Raw genomic sequence first — 14,016 nt, 5'->3', positions numbered from 1 at the left:
CGTCATGACCGAGGTGTCCACCCGGGTAGACCTCGCACTGCTCGGTATCCGCGTCGACGTTCCGGTGCAGCGCCGTTCCGGGGCCGGTCCCAGCGACGACGGGCATGCGCTGTTCGAGGGCGCCGGTGCCGCCGTCCCCATCCGGTCCGACAGTCCGTACTCGATACGCGGGGACCGCCTGCTGTTCGAGGGCGCCGATGCCGGGGTCACGGTGGAACCGGTACAGCGCCCGCGCTTCTACGATCTGCGCACCGCCGACGGCGTCGCCTACGACCGGATCGCCCGGCTGCACGGCGCGGACGTACTCGCCACCACCGTGGTGCAGACCTGTGTCCGGTACACCGCCGACCAACGCTGCCGTTTCTGTGCGATCGAGGCATCGCTCACCGCCGGGCAGACGGTCGCGGTGAAACGCCCCCATCAGCTCGCCGAAGTCGCGGCGGCGGCCGTCCGTCTCGACGGGATCCGCCAGAGGGTGATGATCACCGGCACCTCGGCGGGCCGCGACCGGTGCCGTACTGGTCGTCGGGACCGGTCAGTCCGGCGCCCAGATCGCCGAGGACCCCCGCGCCCACTCCGCCGTCGGCGCTTCCCTCCGGCAGTGAGATCGTTCCGGCCGACCGGTACACCGTCCACGGCGCATGAAGTCGCGGTCTCCGGCAAATTTCGTTGGACAGTGCGCCCATCAGCTGGATACACGGTTCCGGGCCATGCCGGTGCGCCGGCGACCGGGGCCGCGGCGGCGTCCCGAACATCGTCCGGCCGGACCCGCGCGAACCCGCCGGGCGAGCCGGGTGCGGCGAGGTGTCGGGGCGAATCGATAGTCTGCCGGGATGATCAGACCGGATCCGGCACTGCGGCGCCTGCTACGCGAAACAGGAAAGTTGCTCCAGCCGTATGGTTTTCACGGCACCGATGCCCCCTGGGTGCGGGTCGAGCCGGAGGGCGTCGCGTCCGTCGGCCGCACCCGGGTGTCGCGGATCTGGGCCGACGGTCAGCAGGTTCTGCGATTCGGACTGCATCTCGACGCCACGCCGCGGGCCTGGTGGGAATTCGGCAACTGGCGCAACGAACGGCTGGGTCTGGCCCCGATCCCGTTGGAGGAGGCCACCGGCCCGGACCTCATCGACGATCACGGCCTGCCCGAGGAACTCACCCGGCCGTGGTCGCTGCGGGTCGACCCGGAGCAACCGGGCGGGCACGCACTGCAGACCGATCTCGACACCATCCGCGCCGAACTCCCCCGCCGCGTCCACGCCTACGCGCGCCGGGCGATCCAGCTCGCCGACCCCGACCGCTACCTGACCGAACTCCTGGCCCAACCCGGTGACCGTATCGGCACCCGGGAGGCGATCGTCGTGCTGCTCGCCGACCGCGGGCCCGGCCCGGACCTCGACACGGCGATCCGCCGGCTGCGGACCTGCTTCGCCGATCGCGCGGCGTCGGAGTTCGCGGAGGAGATCATCACCTACGCGCAGACCCGGACCGCCACCGTCGTCTGAACGGCGGCGGCGCGCGGGCCGTCAGCGCCCGAAGAGCCGACGCACCTGAGCGCGGAGCCGGGCGGCGCGGGGTTCCGGGTCCGGAATCCGCACTGTCTGCTCGGCGGCCACGGCCTGCGCGAACCGAGCATGCAACTGCTCGCGGACCTCGTCCGGAGTGTAGGCGCGACGGCGGCGTTCGGCGCGCACCACCACCACACCGGTGGCCACCACACCGGCCGCTCCCGCCAAACCCAATACCTTCCACCACCTCATAGCGCATAGGCTACTTCCATGGCGGGTGCGGATCTCGATCTCGACCGGGCTGTCGAGATCACCAGGACAGGCGATATCTGGTTGTTCCGTGGGCATTCCACGGCCGATCGGATGATCCGGATGACAACGAACAGTCCGGTCAACCACGTGGGCATGTCGGTGGTGATCGACGATCTTCCCGCGCTGATCTGGCACGCCGAACTCGGCCGGTCGCTACCCGATATGTGGTCGGGCACCGCGCACCGCGGCGCTCAATTGCACAATTTGCGCGACGCGGTACTGACCTGGGCGAATCGCTACGGTCAGCAGGCCTGGCTGCGGCAGCTCGAACCGCCCGCCACCCAGGAGATGGAGGACGGTGTGCTACGCACGGTGGCGCGGCTCGACGGCACCCCGTTCCCGTCCACCGCGGCACTCGCCGGGCGCTGGTTCCGCGGCCGGGTCAGGCTGCCGCGCCGCCGCTCCCGCCCGCCCGCCGCCCGCGAGGTGGAGAACGCCTACTGCGCGGAGATCGTGGCGGCCACCTACCAGGCGATGGGTCTGCTCCCGGAGACCCGCCGCCCCGACTGGTACGACCCCGGCCGATTCTGGAGCGGAGACCGCCTGCGGCTCAACGGCGGCCGGACGCTCAGCGGAGAGATCGCCGTCCACGCCCCGCCCGAGCCGGCGACCTGATCGCCGGCCGGGGAACACCACGGCCTACCGTGGTGCCCGGGCGTCAGCCGGCGGCGCGCTGATACGCCGCCAGCACGGCACCGGGGATACGGCCGCGATCGGGTATCTCGTGCCCGTTGCGCCGAGCCCATTCCCGCACCGTTTTCGCCGATTGCGGACGGTCCGGCACCTGACCTTTCGCCCGGCGCTGTTTGCCGACTCTGCGCGCGAACGGCACCCATTTGTCCAGTGCCGCGCGGAATTCCCGCGCATTCTCCTCGGAGAGGTCGATTTCGTACAGCAATCCGTCGACGCCGAACGACACCGTCTCCGCCGCGACGGATTCGCCATCCAGATCATCGACCATCGTGACAACTACCCTGCGCGCCACACCCACATCCCTTCACTCACTACACCACCGGCCGACCCGGCACGCGACACCGTACTGGTATCACCCTCGAATACCGCCTCAGAAACGCTGAGAAACCAATGAGAAAGAGCCACTTGGACTCTCGTCCGAGAGTGCCGGCGCGCGGCCGCGCCTCCGGACGGGTGCCCCCACCGCCCCGGAAAGGCTTCGGCACTGTCGTGGACCGGGCGTGTTCCACCGCACCCACGGTGGCCGCCACCTCGGCAGACCGCGCCGCAACCGCACGCCGGCGATACCGCGCGACCTCGATCAGGTCACCGGCGTCCGACTGAATCCCGGCGGCGGTTCCCGCAGGAACCGGAGCATCCGCTCGGCGGCCTCGTGCGCGCTGTGCCCGTCCCATACAGCGGGCACCGGCCGTACCGGGATCCGGAACAGCCCCCAGTGCCGCATCCGGTAGTGGTTGGCGATCTGCCCGGTCGGCAATGTCGCGTACACGACGAACCAGCCACCACCGAAACAGAGTTCCCCGTCGCTGTGCCGGATGCTCTTGTGCACGTCGTATCGGTCGCCGCGCGCCCATTCGTTGAATACGAGCGCGTTGTACAACATCCGATAGTGGTACAGCTCGGCGAATGTGTGGACGCCGTCGCTGGTGTTCTCGTCCGCCTCGCCGTGCACGCCGCCTCCAGGTCGCTCGCTGTGCTGGTGATCGGTCGAGTACCCGATCCGGCCACCATTCGACGCAATGCGCATCGACTCGGTGCTCGATTCGCTGGAGGGTTTGTCCGCGGGGGACGGAGTGGGTCAGCGGTTTCCCGTCGCGCGCAGGTTCCGGCCGCACCGCGACTACGGGTTCGATACGGCCGGAGTGCCGCGCCGGATCGGCGCCCCGGACGCGAGGGGGGCCGGCCGACCTCAGTGGATGTGGTCCTGCCAGTCCGCCGGTACCCGATCCCGCGGCCCGGGCACGGTCTGCGAGCTCGGATGATTCCGCGGCGGCGCGAGTTCCGGCCCTGACTCGTACATTTCGCCGGACCGATAGTCCCAGAACCAGTCCTCGCCCGGTTCGTAACTCTGCACGAACGGGTGCCCGGTCGCGGTGAAGTGCGCGGTGGCGTGCCGGGCAGGAGACGAGTCACAGCAGCCGATATGTCCGCACTGGGCACACCGCCGCAGATGCACCCACCAGCCTTGGGCCCGTTCGCATTCGACACACCCCGGGCCGCTGGGCGGCACGGCCGGGTCGATGCCCTCGATGGCCTGAGACATCATGTACCTCCGCGAATACCGATGAAGGACGAGGGGCACGCGGTCCGCGCGCAGCGCGGGCGGATGGCGGGAACTGCGACGCCGCCCGGCCACGACCGGAACCCTACCGCGTCCGAGGGACCGATCGCCGCACCTGCGGACCGAACATGCGCGGTCGGTGGTGCCCCGTTCCGTGGGGTCGGCCCGCCAGCGCGGTCAGGGCCGCGGCGGCGCTCATCCGGCCCTTCGACCCGACCTTGCCGCGCCACGGACGCGCCCACCCGCCCGGCACATATCGGTCCTTCCAGGCGCCGATGGCCGCGAACGGCCCGAGGTCGAGGTGGCAACAGTGCACCGCCGGCGCGGACGCGATCCCGGCAGGGGTGTCGTGGGTGACGGCGTCCTGGACCGCGGCATGGTGGAGCGAGGCGGCGCTGGATACCGGCGCACCACTGCATCGTCTCGCGGCCCCCTTCGCGGCGAAGGTCGCCGACGAAGCACAGGATCTGCTCACCCGTACCCGGGGGCGCGGGCTACTGGACGTCGGCACGTTCACGGCCGCGTGGTGGCGGCTGGTGCGGCGGAGTTCGCGCTGGAGCCCGGGGCGGCGCCGGTGATCGTGGCGCCGGCCTTCCACCGCGATCGCGACACGCTACCCTTCGCCGACCGGTTCGTACCCGACATCTGGTTGGATGGGCGAGCGCAGGAGTACCCGCAGTTGGTGCCGTTCAGCGCCGGCCCCGCCGAATGCCCGGGACGGAATCTGGTCCTGTTCGCCACCAGCGCACTGCTCGCGCATATGGTGTCCGGCCCCGAACTCCGCCTGCGCTCACATCCACCACTCGGCCCGGCCGCACCACTGCCCGCCACCCTGAACAATTACGGGCTCGAGTTCACGGTCGTGCCCGGTGCCCCGAGAACCGCGGACGCCGCGCGGCGATGAGCACGGCCACAGCGGCCCGCCGCTTCGTCCCGGCTGTTCACCACGGGCGGTCAGCCGAGCGTCGCGAGCAGGTCCCGGCAGGCCTGTTCGCAACGGCGGCACGCCTCCGCACACACCTCACAGTGCTCATGCGTGCCGGCATGCCGCAGGCATTCCTCCCGGCACGCCGCGCAGGCGGCGGCGCAGGCCTCGAGCAGCGGCCGGGTCGGCGCGGTACGGCCCCCGGTGTGCCGGGTGAGCACGCGACCGGTGGTATCGCAGATCTCGGCACAGTCCAGGTCGGTGCGGATACAGGTCACCAGGTCGGCGACTACGGCTTCGCTGAGGCAGGAATCGGCGCACGCGGTACACACCTGCGCGCACGAGAAACATTCCTCGATACACCGGGTCAGGGCGGTGCGGTCGATTCCGTCCAGGTCGTGGGGGTACAGGTCCAGCATTTCGGCCGCATGCGTCATGGTGTGCTCCTCGGTCGGGTCGACGGATCTCCCCGGCGTGCTACCCGATGGCCGGCCACGCACACCTGCGCCGCCGGGACGTTTCCCGGCGGAGTAGCGCATATCGCGGCGCTGCGGATTCAGGTGTGCAGAACCTCCGACGGCGAGCGTCCGTAGTGATGGCGATAGGCGATCGCGAAACGGCCCGGATGGGCGAAACCCCATCGGTAGGCGATGGTCGCGACGGTCCGCCCGTCCCCGCGCACGGCGGCGCACAGGTCGTCGTGCGCGCCGGCCAGCCGCAGCCTGCGCAGATATCGCAGCGGTGTCGTGCCGAGATGGCGCCGGAACGCCAGTTGCAGGGCGCGCGGCGTCACGAACGCCGCGGCCGCCACCTGGGTGATCGTCACATCCTCGTGCAGATGCGATTCGAGATAGGCCACGGCGCGGCGCACCGTCTCGGGATGGGCGTCGCGACGGTCGGTGGCCGCGGCCTCGGTCGCCGCCGTGGTCGGCATGGTGGCGAGCACAGTAGCGGCGAGATAATCGGCGCCGGCCGCGGCGAGCAGCGGACTGTCCGCGGTGGCGGGGTCGGTGGCGACCCGTTGCAGATGGGTGATCACCGCGGTCAGCTGCCGGTTCGCCGCCTGGTTCACCGGCCGGTGGCCACTGAGGCGGACGGGGTCGGCCGCATCGGTGGTGGTCGCGAGACGGTCCAGCAATGCCGGGCCGAACATGGTGATGTCGTAGCGCGCGGAGCGAATCACCCCGGTGTACGGCAGGTCGTGCGGGGTGAGCAGGCCGGAGTCGCCCGGGGCGAAGGTGTCGCGGCCCACACCGTGATATTCCTCTTCGACCGTCCCGGAGTGCACGGTCACCAGGCAGACTCTGTTCAGCGGGTCGGCGTTGTAGGCCATATCGAAACCCAGGTCCAGTCGGTCGAGACTGACCGGGCCGAGCATGTCGCGGCGGATGCGGGTGCGCACCCCGCGGGGGCTGTCGTTACCGATCTGCATGCTGGTGTAGGCGTCGTTGAGGAATGCCTCCGTCGCGCCGAGGTCCTCGCTGTCGAACGCCAAACTCCGCATGTACAGCCTCTCGCCGGTTCGAACGCGCCACCGGCCGCCGAGCAAGTGGAACGCTGGTCGTTCTCTTCTACGACACCATGCGTCGTCGTCCCGGGCAAACCGGTCGGCGAACGCGGTGGCCCGGCCGACCCTCCGATTCCCGACGGGGCGATGTCACGGAGAAGCCCGCACCACGCTCATGACCGCCGCGCACCGAGCCGATACCGGGCCGGCGCATTGCCAGGTCGTGCTGTCGCCTCCGGACGGGATGCCCGGAGATGCCCAGTATCCGTGAACGGCGCCGCCCGGATGCGCGGAGCGACCGATCGACCGGCTCGGCTGTCCGGAAAACGAAACCCGCCAACCTCGGGGATTCACAAAACGAAGAAGGTGTGCCGATCTTGATTGCTCTCGGCATCCGGCGGTAGCCGGGGGTCGTGTCGCCCTCCGACGGCGCCGATCGAGGCGGAGGCAACGGAAAGCGAGGTTCTCGATGACAACTGTGGCCGCATACGACTCCCCCACCACCGCGCGGCGGGCCAGCCGCGGTACCGACAGCTACGACGGGATCGAGCCGCTGCTGGAGCAGCTCGCGGCGATGGATGGCGACGACCCCGGGCGGCCGGAGTTGCGCGAGGAGATCATGCGCCGCTGTCTGCCGCTCGCCGATCACATCGCGCGCCGGTTCACCGGCCGCGGGGAGACCTACGAGGATCTGCACCAGATCGCCTCCCTGGGTCTGGTGCTCGCCGTGGACCGTTACGACGCCTCCCGGGGCGCCAGCTTCCTGGCCTTCGCGGTGCCCACCATCATGGGTGAGGTCCGCCGCCATTTCCGCGACCACACCTGGGCGGTGCGCGTCCCGCGGCGATTGAAGGAGACCCAGCTCGCCCTCGGCCCCACCATCGAACGCCTCAGCCAGGAGCTCGGCCGCACCCCGACCGCGCTCGATATCGCCGTGGCGATGAATCTCGACCTCAACGAGGTCACCCAGGCGCTGCTGGCCGGCAATGCCTATCGCACCGATTCGCTGGACGCCTCGGTCGAACAGAACGACAACAGCGGGGCGGCGGCCAAGAGCGCCGACTCGCTCGGCGACGAGGATCCGTCGTATGAGCTCACCGAGAACGCCATGACCCTCGCGCCCCTGCTGCGGGAGCTGTCGACCCGCGACCAGCGGGTGCTGCACATGCGGTTCTTCGAGAACCGCACCCAGGCCCAGATCGCGGCCGAACTGAACGTTTCCCAGATGCAGATCTCGCGCGTCCTGTCGCGGACGCTGGCGACCCTGCGCGCCCGCGCGCTGCGGGACTGACCGTCCGGCGACCGCTGACGGCGATACCGCACCACCGGCCGAGCGTCGCGGGGCGATCACCCCGCGACGCTGATTTCAGCGGGCTGCCGGCATCCACCGGAGGGGCACCCCGGGGACGTAGCGCGCCTCGTCGGAAGCCAGGAAGAGCATCGCGTTACTGATGTCCAGCGGGTCCACCCAGCCGACCGGCAGCACATGACCGAGCGGGTGCTCCAGATCCGGCCGGAACAGGACCGCGAGGTCTTCCGGCAGACTCTGGCCGGACCCGAGCTCCCGGGTAGCAGGGTCGGCGCGCTGGATGACTGGATGAGGCCTTCGGCACGGCGTACCGGCCCTCACCTCGCGCCGCGCGGTCTCGCGCACCAGGGACGACCTGGACCTCTTCGAGGACGAGCAGATCCAGATCTTCGAGGCCATCCGCGCCCGCGGCCCCGAACGCTCGGCGAAAACTATTGCGACCTACCAGTCCCGCACCCGCGACCTACGCCTCGCCGAGATCACCCACCGGCGCTAGCAGCGGGCGAGTTGGGCGAGACGGGTCGATGACTACTCTTCTCACGAACGGTGCACAGTGCTGTCACTCGGGCGACATCGATCGGTCTTCTCAGATCATCGATCGGTGCATACCCTGTGGTTCCCCACCCAGCTGTGTCAAGGCCGAAGCGTGGAAGATGGAGCCGGGCACATGGATCGCGTGCGCCAGTCCGGCGTGCGCGTCGCGGAAGAACCGCTGCATGGGGAACCGGTAGTGCAGCGCCCCGCCGCCGGACCTGGCGAAGATCTCGTCCACCGCGCGGACCGCCCGCCATGCCGCCGCGGTCTGGGTGCGCCGGCCGATCGCACGTTCCTCGAAGTCGACTTCCCGGCCCTTTTCCGTACTGTCCCAGAACCGGTCGACGTTCTCCAGCAGCGCGGCCCGGGAGGCGGCGATCTCCGCGGCCGCCTCGCCGATCGCGAACAGCACGTACGGGTCCTCCTTGATCGGGATACCGGTCACCGCGACGCGCTCGCGCTGGGCGGCGATATGGCAGGCCAGCGCTCCCTCGGCGATACCGATCACCGCGGAGGTGATACCCAGCGGGAACATACAGGAGAAGGGCATCCGGTACAGGGTTTCGGTGCGGCCCGCCCGGCGTACGGCGGTACCGTCCATCACCTCCGCGGCCGACAGGGTGCGGTAGGCGGGAACGAACGCGTTCCGCACGATCAGATCCTTGGATCCGGTACCGCGCAACCCGATCACGTCCCAGGAGTCCGCGACGATTTCGTAGTCGGTCCGGGGCAGGATCACGTGCAGCGAGTCCGGCGGCAGGACCGGTTTCCCGTCGGCATCGCCGACCAGCGCGCCAAGGAACGCCCACTGGCAGTGGTCGGTTCCGGAGGAGAACGACCAGCGTCCGTTGAGCAGGTAGCCGCCGTCGACGGGAGTCGCCACACCCATCGGCGCGTACGGTGACGCGACCCAGGTGTCGGGATCGGTGCCCCAGATCTCCTCCTGCACCCGGGGATCGGCGAAGGCGAGCTCCCACGGGTGCACGCCGACGATACCGGTGACCCACCCTGCCGCTCCGTCCATCGCGGCGATGGCCATGGTGGTCTCCGCGAATTCCCGGGGATGACATTCGAGTCCGCCGTACGTCTTGGGCTGCAGCATCCGTATCGCACCGGATTCGCGCAGCCGGCGCGCCGAGGTGTCGGCGAGCCGCATGAGCCTGTCCCCTTCGGCACCCGCGGCGCGGATCTCTTCCGCGTACTGCTCGATCCGGTCCGTTACCTGACCCATCGCTCCAACTTCCTGCTCGATATCCCGCCGCCCACGTCTTCCACCGCCGAGGCTGCCAGCCGTTTCGCTGTTCTGTCACAGAGCCGTCCGATGAGCGAGACGATCACCGGAGTTCGGCAGCTCAGTGCGATCCCAGCGCCGCCAGCGGTCGAATGCCCGTGGGCGGCTCCGTCCGGTCACCCGATACGGGGAAGAGAGTGCGTGAGATCTCGCGGGACAGGTTCATCACCAACGGCGCGACCCGGTCGAGCTGTGCGGTGCGCGCGTCACCGCACAGTGAGACCGCGGCGACCGGACCGACGTCACCGCGCACCGCGGCACCGACACATGCCACCCCGGGCGCCGATTCGCTGTCGTCGAAGGCGAGCCCGCCGCGCAACCGGATGCGGCTGAGTTCGTGGTGCAGGCTCGCGCGCTCGGCGATCGTCTTGCCGGTGCGGCGTGGCAGCGCCGGGCGATAGAGGCGATCGACCGACTCCGGTTCCATACCCGCCAGAATCGCTTTGCCGCCGGCCGTGCAATAGGCCGGCGCGGATCCGCCCACCCGGGAGGGCAGCCGGGTGGCGAATCGACCGCCGACCTTGTCGAGATAGACGGTGTCGCCGCCGTCGAGAACGGTCAGGTGCACCACCAGACCGGTCCGCAGATGCAGTTCGTGCAGCAGCGGGGCCGCCGCCGCCCGGATCCGGTCGTGCCCGTCACCGCCGAGACCGCGGGCGCGGCGGCCGAGCGCGTACCCCACGGAGGTGTGCTCGACCCAGCTCGACTCGGTGAGCTGGTGCAGGATGCGGTAGACGGTGGAGCGCGGCAGCCGCGCGCGCCGCGCGACCTCTTCGAGAGACAACCGCGAGCTCCGATTGTCGAACGCATCCAGGATCCGGGTCATCCGCTCGACCATGGACAGCGGCAGGTCCGGCTCGCCGGACTGCTCGGCAGTGGCGTCGCCCGAATCAATGATGGTCATCGACTTCTCCAAAAGAGCTGCTCAGAAGCCTTTCATAGGCAAAAACTGAAATTGATTCTCGCGTCAGAGTAACACCCGTCGGCTCCCGCGGAGCGGAAATGACGAGTTACTTGCGAGCACAGCTCGTGACCCGGTCCGGACCAGGCCCGCAACCGCCGCGCGTACCTCTCTCCCCGTGGACCTGCTCGGCCCTCAGGACCAGCGCGCCTGACCCCCGTCCAACGGAATCGTCGCCCCGGTCAGGTAGCCCGCGTCCGGTCCCACCAGGAAGGCGACCGCGCGGCCGATATCGTTCTCGCAGTCACCGATCCGGCCCAACGGGATGGTGGCCACGAATTCGGCCGCCTCCTCGGGATTGCGTTCGGTCCACCATTTCAGGCCCGGTGACAGGGCGTGCGGGGCGACCGCGTTCACCCGGATACCGTCCCGGCCCCATTCGCTGGCGGCGGTCCGGGTCAGCGACCGCATCGCCTCCTTGGTGGCCGCGTACAGGCCGTAACCGCTGGCATCCCAGCGCACCGCCGCCGAGGTGACCATATTGACGATCGCCCCGCCGCCCCGGGCCTTCATATACGGGTGGCAGGCCTGCATGAGCCGCAGGGTGGCGACCGGCCCGGTGGTCAGCGCTTCGTTCATATGCTTCGGCGTGATGTCGAGCAGTGGCCCGAGCGCGCTCTGATTGGCGTTGTTGATCAGGATGTCCACTCCGCCGAAGAGTTCGGCCACCTGCTCCACCAGGGGCTGTAGTCGGTCGGTCGCGCCGATATCGCACACCACCGGCGCGGCCCGCCCACCGGCCGCGCGAATATGCTCGGTGGTGGCGAGGAGTTTGCTCTCGGTTCGTCCCACCACCGCGATCGCCGCGCCGGCCGCGGCGAGCGCGTAGGCGATCCCCTGCCCCACGCCCTGCCCGCTCCCGGTGACGATGGCCACCTTGCCGTCCAAAGAACCCATATCGTCTCCCACTGCTCGAGGTGCCGCGGGACCACGCGCCCGCACCGCGAGACCGGACGCTAGCCGCGGGGCCGAACGAATCGCGGACGGTGGTCTCGCTCAGTGGCAACGACCGCCGGCCTTTCCGGCGCGTCGTGAGAGGTTGTCAGCCGCTACGCACCGTGAACGAGAGGGTCGCCACCATGACGACACCGGCAGACGCACAGCAGTTCCTCAACGAAGTCATCACGCGGCTGACCGGTCCGGGTGGCCGGTTCGAGATCACCGTGGAAGAGGTACTCGGCACCACCATGCCCGTGCTGCGGCAGCGCGGGCGCGCGGTCGGCGACCTGGTGGCCGCGTCCCGGGCCTGGCAGGACCGCGACTACCTGGTGACCGCCGACCGCCGTATCTCCTATGCGCAGCACGCGGAGGCCGTCGCCGCGCTGGCCACCGCGTTGCGCGACGAGTACGGGGTCGGCCGGGGCGACCGGGTCGCGCTGCTGGCCGCCAACTCCCCCGAATGGGTGACCGCGTTCTGGGCCGCGCAGTGCCTGGGTGCGATCGCGGTCGGACTGAACAGCTGGTGGATGCCCCGGGAGATCGAGTACGGACTCGGGCACAGCCGGCCGCGGGTGCTGATCGTCGATGCCAAACGTGCCGCGCTACTGGCCGATATCGATACCACCGGGATCGCCGTACTCACCGTCGAGGACGATCTGCCGCGGCTCGTCGCGGCCCACTCCGGCGCCGAACTGCCCCGGGCCGAGGTCGACGAGGACGATCCGTCGGTCATCCTCTACACCAGCGGCACCAGCGGCCGGCCCAAGGGCGCGCTGCATTCCCAGCGCAACCTGCTCGCGGTCGTCGACTACCACCGTTTCTCCGACGCGCTGGCGGCGGCGTTCACCGGACGGGTCTACTCCGACACCGAGCCGAGCCCCCAGCGCTATCTGCTGACCTCACCGCTGTTCCATATCGCCAGCCTGCACAACCTGGTGGTGCCACGGCTGGCGACCGGGAGCACCGTGGTGATGTATCAGGGCGCCTTCGCCGCGGATACGGTGCTCGGACTGATCGAACGGGAACGGGTCACCAACTGGGGCGCGGTGCCGACCATGGCCGCCCGTCTGCTCGAGCACGGCGATATCGACAGCTACGATCTCTCGTCGCTGACGGCCTTCGCGCTGGCCTCGGCCCCGTCGTCGATCGCGCTCAAGAACCGGCTGCGGCAGCGGTTCCCGTTCGCCCGCAACGCCTTGGTCGACAGCTACGGTCTCACCGAATGCAGTACCGCCATCGCGGTCGCCACGACAGCCGACCTCGAACAGCACCCCGGGACGCTCGGCCGGCCGATTCTCACGGTATCGGTGGAGATCCGTGATCCGTTCGGCGAACGGGTCCCCGACGGCACCGAGGGTGAGGTGTGCGTGCGCAGCCCCTTCGTCATGCTCGGCTACTGGGCGGACGAGGCGGCCACCGCGGCCGCGATCACCCCGGACCGCTGGTTGCGCACCGGCGATTTCGGCGTCCTGGAAGACGGTCGGCTGCGGTTGACCGGGCGTCGCTCGGATCTGATCCTGCGCGGCGGCGAGAACGTCTACCCCACCGAGATCGAACAGTGCCTGGACGAACATCCCGACGTCGCCGAGTGCGCGGCCGTGGGTGTCCCGCACGAGGATCTGGGGCAGGAGGTGGCGGCGATCGTGGTGGTACGCCCGGGGGCGACCGTCGACGAGGCACAACTGCACGAATATGCCGTCGCGCGGCTGTCCTATTACAAAGTGCCCAGCCGCTGGCGGATCACCACCGACCCGCTGCCGCGCAACGCCACCGGGAAGGTGATCCGGCGCGGTCTCACCGCGTGAACGACTCAGGCCACTCAGCGAGCAGCAGATCGCATGCCGTCCGCAGGTCCGCTTCCGCGTCGGCGATGGTGAGCCGGCCGTTGAGACACGACTGGATGATGCCGAAGACCGCATGAGTCAGTACCCGCAGCAGCCGGGCATCCCGTTCGGTGACCTGCTCGATCCCGGCGGCGTCGTACAGCAGTTGCCGGAAATTGCGGTCCACCCCGGCCGTATCCGGCACCGCGGACGCCCGGGCCGCGCTGTTGGATTGGATCATCGCGGTGGCCAGCAGCGGCCGGCCCAGCAGTACGCGGACCACCTGGAGCAACCGGTCGTGGACCGCGTCCCGGGCACTCTGCTCCGGATGGGGCCGCCGGGCGTACTTCGCGCGCATCCGGTCGATCTGATCGAGCATGACCGCCACGAACAGATGGGTCTTGGACGGGAAGTACCGGTACAGGGTGGCGACCGCGACACCCGCGAGTTTCGCCACCTCGTGCATCTGGACGCGGTCGAGTTCCTTGTCGGCGGCCAGCGTCGCGGCGGCGTCGAGGATCCGGCCCACCCGGGCATGCTGCTCGGTGGAACTCGGTGCCGCGGCATCGCGCGTCTCGGCGATCCTCGGCATATCTCCCCTTCCTCGTCCCACCACCCGGTATCCGTCACGTCGGCACCGGCCGCCCGAGACCGGC

Annotated in this window: 16 protein-coding genes and 2 pseudogenes; 7 read left to right on the top strand and 11 right to left on the bottom strand. The window is 69.8% G+C overall.

Features of this window, described 5'->3' with window-relative positions; translation table 11 throughout:
* Positions 1–4 precede the first annotated feature (4 nt).
* A pseudogene (locus tag NGR01S_RS32100) lies at positions 5–511 on the top strand (MSMEG_0568 family radical SAM protein); the annotation flags it as partial.
* 322 nt (positions 512–833) lie between these two features.
* Entirely contained in the window at positions 834–1,502 is a 669-nt protein-coding gene (locus tag NGR01S_RS00360) for a hypothetical protein (RefSeq protein ID WP_063034129.1), read from the top strand.
* Between the two features lie 21 nt (positions 1,503–1,523).
* On the opposite strand, the gene NGR01S_RS00355 is transcribed toward NGR01S_RS00360, so the two are convergent.
* Positions 1,524–1,757, bottom strand: coding sequence for a hypothetical protein (locus tag NGR01S_RS00355; protein WP_063034128.1), 234 nt, complete (start codon positions 1,755–1,757; stop codon positions 1,524–1,526).
* A gap of 18 nt (positions 1,758–1,775) precedes the next feature.
* Here NGR01S_RS00355 and NGR01S_RS00350 point away from each other — a divergent pair, with 18 nt between their 5' ends.
* Positions 1,776–2,432, top strand: coding sequence for a hypothetical protein (locus NGR01S_RS00350; protein ID WP_063034127.1), 657 nt, complete (start codon positions 1,776–1,778; stop codon positions 2,430–2,432).
* A 43-nt stretch (positions 2,433–2,475) separates the two neighbouring features.
* Here NGR01S_RS00350 and NGR01S_RS00345 read toward each other — a convergent pair whose 3' ends face one another.
* The 3 genes from NGR01S_RS00345 to NGR01S_RS00335 form a co-directional block, all read right to left on the bottom strand.
* Positions 2,476–2,802 carry a histone-like nucleoid-structuring protein Lsr2 gene (locus NGR01S_RS00345; protein WP_063034241.1) on the bottom strand — a complete coding sequence of 109 codons (327 nt, stop codon included), beginning with the start codon at positions 2,800–2,802 and terminating at the stop codon, positions 2,476–2,478.
* Positions 2,803–3,090: 288 nt separating this feature from the next.
* Entirely contained in the window at positions 3,091–3,537 is a 447-nt protein-coding gene (locus NGR01S_RS00340; RefSeq protein WP_169811847.1) for a WDGH domain-containing protein, read from the bottom strand.
* A 162-nt stretch (positions 3,538–3,699) separates the two neighbouring features.
* Entirely contained in the window at positions 3,700–4,053 is a 354-nt protein-coding gene (locus NGR01S_RS00335; RefSeq protein WP_063034240.1) for a UBP-type zinc finger domain-containing protein, read from the bottom strand.
* Positions 4,054–4,424: 371 nt separating this feature from the next.
* Here NGR01S_RS00335 and NGR01S_RS32095 point away from each other — a divergent pair, with 371 nt between their 5' ends.
* Entirely contained in the window at positions 4,425–4,649 is a 225-nt protein-coding gene (locus NGR01S_RS32095; RefSeq protein ID WP_245664363.1) for a hypothetical protein, read from the top strand.
* Positions 4,646–4,975 (top strand): cytochrome P450, encoded by a 330-nt coding sequence (locus tag NGR01S_RS32090; RefSeq protein WP_245664362.1) that lies wholly within the window; start codon positions 4,646–4,648, stop codon positions 4,973–4,975. The genes NGR01S_RS32095 and NGR01S_RS32090 overlap by 4 nt, the downstream gene beginning before the upstream one ends.
* A 50-nt stretch (positions 4,976–5,025) precedes the next feature.
* Here NGR01S_RS32090 and NGR01S_RS00320 read toward each other — a convergent pair whose 3' ends face one another.
* The gene (locus NGR01S_RS00320; protein ID WP_063034123.1) at positions 5,026–5,433 is read right to left on the bottom strand and encodes a four-helix bundle copper-binding protein; all 408 of its coding nucleotides are present in this window, start codon (positions 5,431–5,433) and stop codon (positions 5,026–5,028) included.
* A 119-nt stretch (positions 5,434–5,552) separates the two neighbouring features.
* Positions 5,553–6,500: a helix-turn-helix transcriptional regulator gene (locus tag NGR01S_RS00315; RefSeq protein ID WP_063034122.1), complete on the bottom strand. Its 948-nt coding sequence runs from the start codon at positions 6,498–6,500 to the stop codon at positions 5,553–5,555.
* Positions 6,501–6,972: 472 nt separating this feature from the next.
* Here NGR01S_RS00315 and NGR01S_RS00310 point away from each other — a divergent pair, with 472 nt between their 5' ends.
* Positions 6,973–7,794, top strand: coding sequence for an RNA polymerase sigma factor SigF (locus NGR01S_RS00310; RefSeq protein ID WP_063034121.1), 822 nt, complete (start codon positions 6,973–6,975; stop codon positions 7,792–7,794).
* Positions 7,795–7,867: 73 nt separating this feature from the next.
* Here NGR01S_RS00310 and NGR01S_RS29780 read toward each other — a convergent pair.
* The 4 genes and pseudogenes from NGR01S_RS29780 to NGR01S_RS00290 all read right to left on the bottom strand — a co-directional run.
* Positions 7,868–8,025: pseudogene (locus NGR01S_RS29780) on the bottom strand (SDR family oxidoreductase); the annotation flags it as partial.
* A gap of 373 nt (positions 8,026–8,398) precedes the next feature.
* A complete protein-coding gene (locus tag NGR01S_RS00300) occupies positions 8,399–9,577 on the bottom strand; it encodes an acyl-CoA dehydrogenase family protein (protein WP_063034119.1) in 1,179 nt (392 codons plus the stop codon).
* 121 nt (positions 9,578–9,698) lie between these two features.
* Positions 9,699–10,541, bottom strand: a complete 843-nt coding sequence (locus NGR01S_RS00295; protein ID WP_084480247.1) for an IclR family transcriptional regulator — start codon at positions 10,539–10,541, stop codon at positions 9,699–9,701.
* 192 nt (positions 10,542–10,733) lie between these two features.
* Complete coding sequence (locus NGR01S_RS00290) at positions 10,734–11,495, bottom strand: SDR family NAD(P)-dependent oxidoreductase (protein ID WP_063034118.1); 762 nt, start codon at positions 11,493–11,495, stop codon at positions 10,734–10,736.
* 182 nt (positions 11,496–11,677) lie between these two features.
* Here NGR01S_RS00290 and casG point away from each other — a divergent pair, with 182 nt between their 5' ends.
* Entirely contained in the window at positions 11,678–13,342 is a 1,665-nt protein-coding gene (gene casG / locus NGR01S_RS00285; protein ID WP_063034239.1) for a steroid-24-oyl-CoA synthetase, read from the top strand.
* Here the strand turns inward: casG and NGR01S_RS00280 are convergent.
* Complete coding sequence (locus NGR01S_RS00280; RefSeq protein ID WP_063034117.1) at positions 13,332–13,952, bottom strand: TetR/AcrR family transcriptional regulator; 621 nt, start codon at positions 13,950–13,952, stop codon at positions 13,332–13,334. The genes casG and NGR01S_RS00280 overlap by 11 nt on opposite strands.
* Between the last annotated feature and the right edge of the window lie 64 nt (positions 13,953–14,016).

Origin of the sequence: Nocardia grenadensis NBRC 108939 (assembly GCF_001613445.1) — a bacterium.
Lineage (GTDB): Bacteria > Actinomycetota > Actinomycetes > Mycobacteriales > Mycobacteriaceae > Nocardia > Nocardia grenadensis.
This window is presented reverse-complemented; position numbering and strand designations above follow the sequence as displayed.

What these genes read in the sequence shown, in the direction of transcription:
- NGR01S_RS00360 (WP_063034129.1), top strand. Translation starts at nt 834, where the DNA reads ATGATCAGACCGGATCCGGCACTGCGGCGCCTGCTACGCGAAACAGGA.
- NGR01S_RS00355 (WP_063034128.1), bottom strand. Translation starts at nt 1,757, where the DNA reads ATGAGGTGGTGGAAGGTATTGGGTTTGGCGGGAGCGGCCGGTGTGGTG.
- NGR01S_RS00350 (WP_063034127.1), top strand. Translation starts at nt 1,776, where the DNA reads ATGGCGGGTGCGGATCTCGATCTCGACCGGGCTGTCGAGATCACCAGG.
- NGR01S_RS00340 (WP_169811847.1), bottom strand. Translation starts at nt 3,537, where the DNA reads ATGCGCATTGCGTCGAATGGTGGCCGGATCGGGTACTCGACCGATCAC.
- NGR01S_RS00335 (WP_063034240.1), bottom strand. Translation starts at nt 4,053, where the DNA reads ATGTCTCAGGCCATCGAGGGCATCGACCCGGCCGTGCCGCCCAGCGGC.
- NGR01S_RS00320 (WP_063034123.1), bottom strand. Translation starts at nt 5,433, where the DNA reads ATGACGCATGCGGCCGAAATGCTGGACCTGTACCCCCACGACCTGGAC.
- NGR01S_RS00315 (WP_063034122.1), bottom strand. Translation starts at nt 6,500, where the DNA reads ATGCGGAGTTTGGCGTTCGACAGCGAGGACCTCGGCGCGACGGAGGCA.
- NGR01S_RS00310 (WP_063034121.1), top strand. Translation starts at nt 6,973, where the DNA reads ATGACAACTGTGGCCGCATACGACTCCCCCACCACCGCGCGGCGGGCC.
- NGR01S_RS00300 (WP_063034119.1), bottom strand. Translation starts at nt 9,577, where the DNA reads ATGGGTCAGGTAACGGACCGGATCGAGCAGTACGCGGAAGAGATCCGC.
- NGR01S_RS00295 (WP_084480247.1), bottom strand. Translation starts at nt 10,541, where the DNA reads ATGACCATCATTGATTCGGGCGACGCCACTGCCGAGCAGTCCGGCGAG.
- NGR01S_RS00290 (WP_063034118.1), bottom strand. Translation starts at nt 11,495, where the DNA reads ATGGGTTCTTTGGACGGCAAGGTGGCCATCGTCACCGGGAGCGGGCAG.
- casG (WP_063034239.1), top strand. Translation starts at nt 11,678, where the DNA reads ATGACGACACCGGCAGACGCACAGCAGTTCCTCAACGAAGTCATCACG.
- NGR01S_RS00280 (WP_063034117.1), bottom strand. Translation starts at nt 13,952, where the DNA reads ATGCCGAGGATCGCCGAGACGCGCGATGCCGCGGCACCGAGTTCCACC.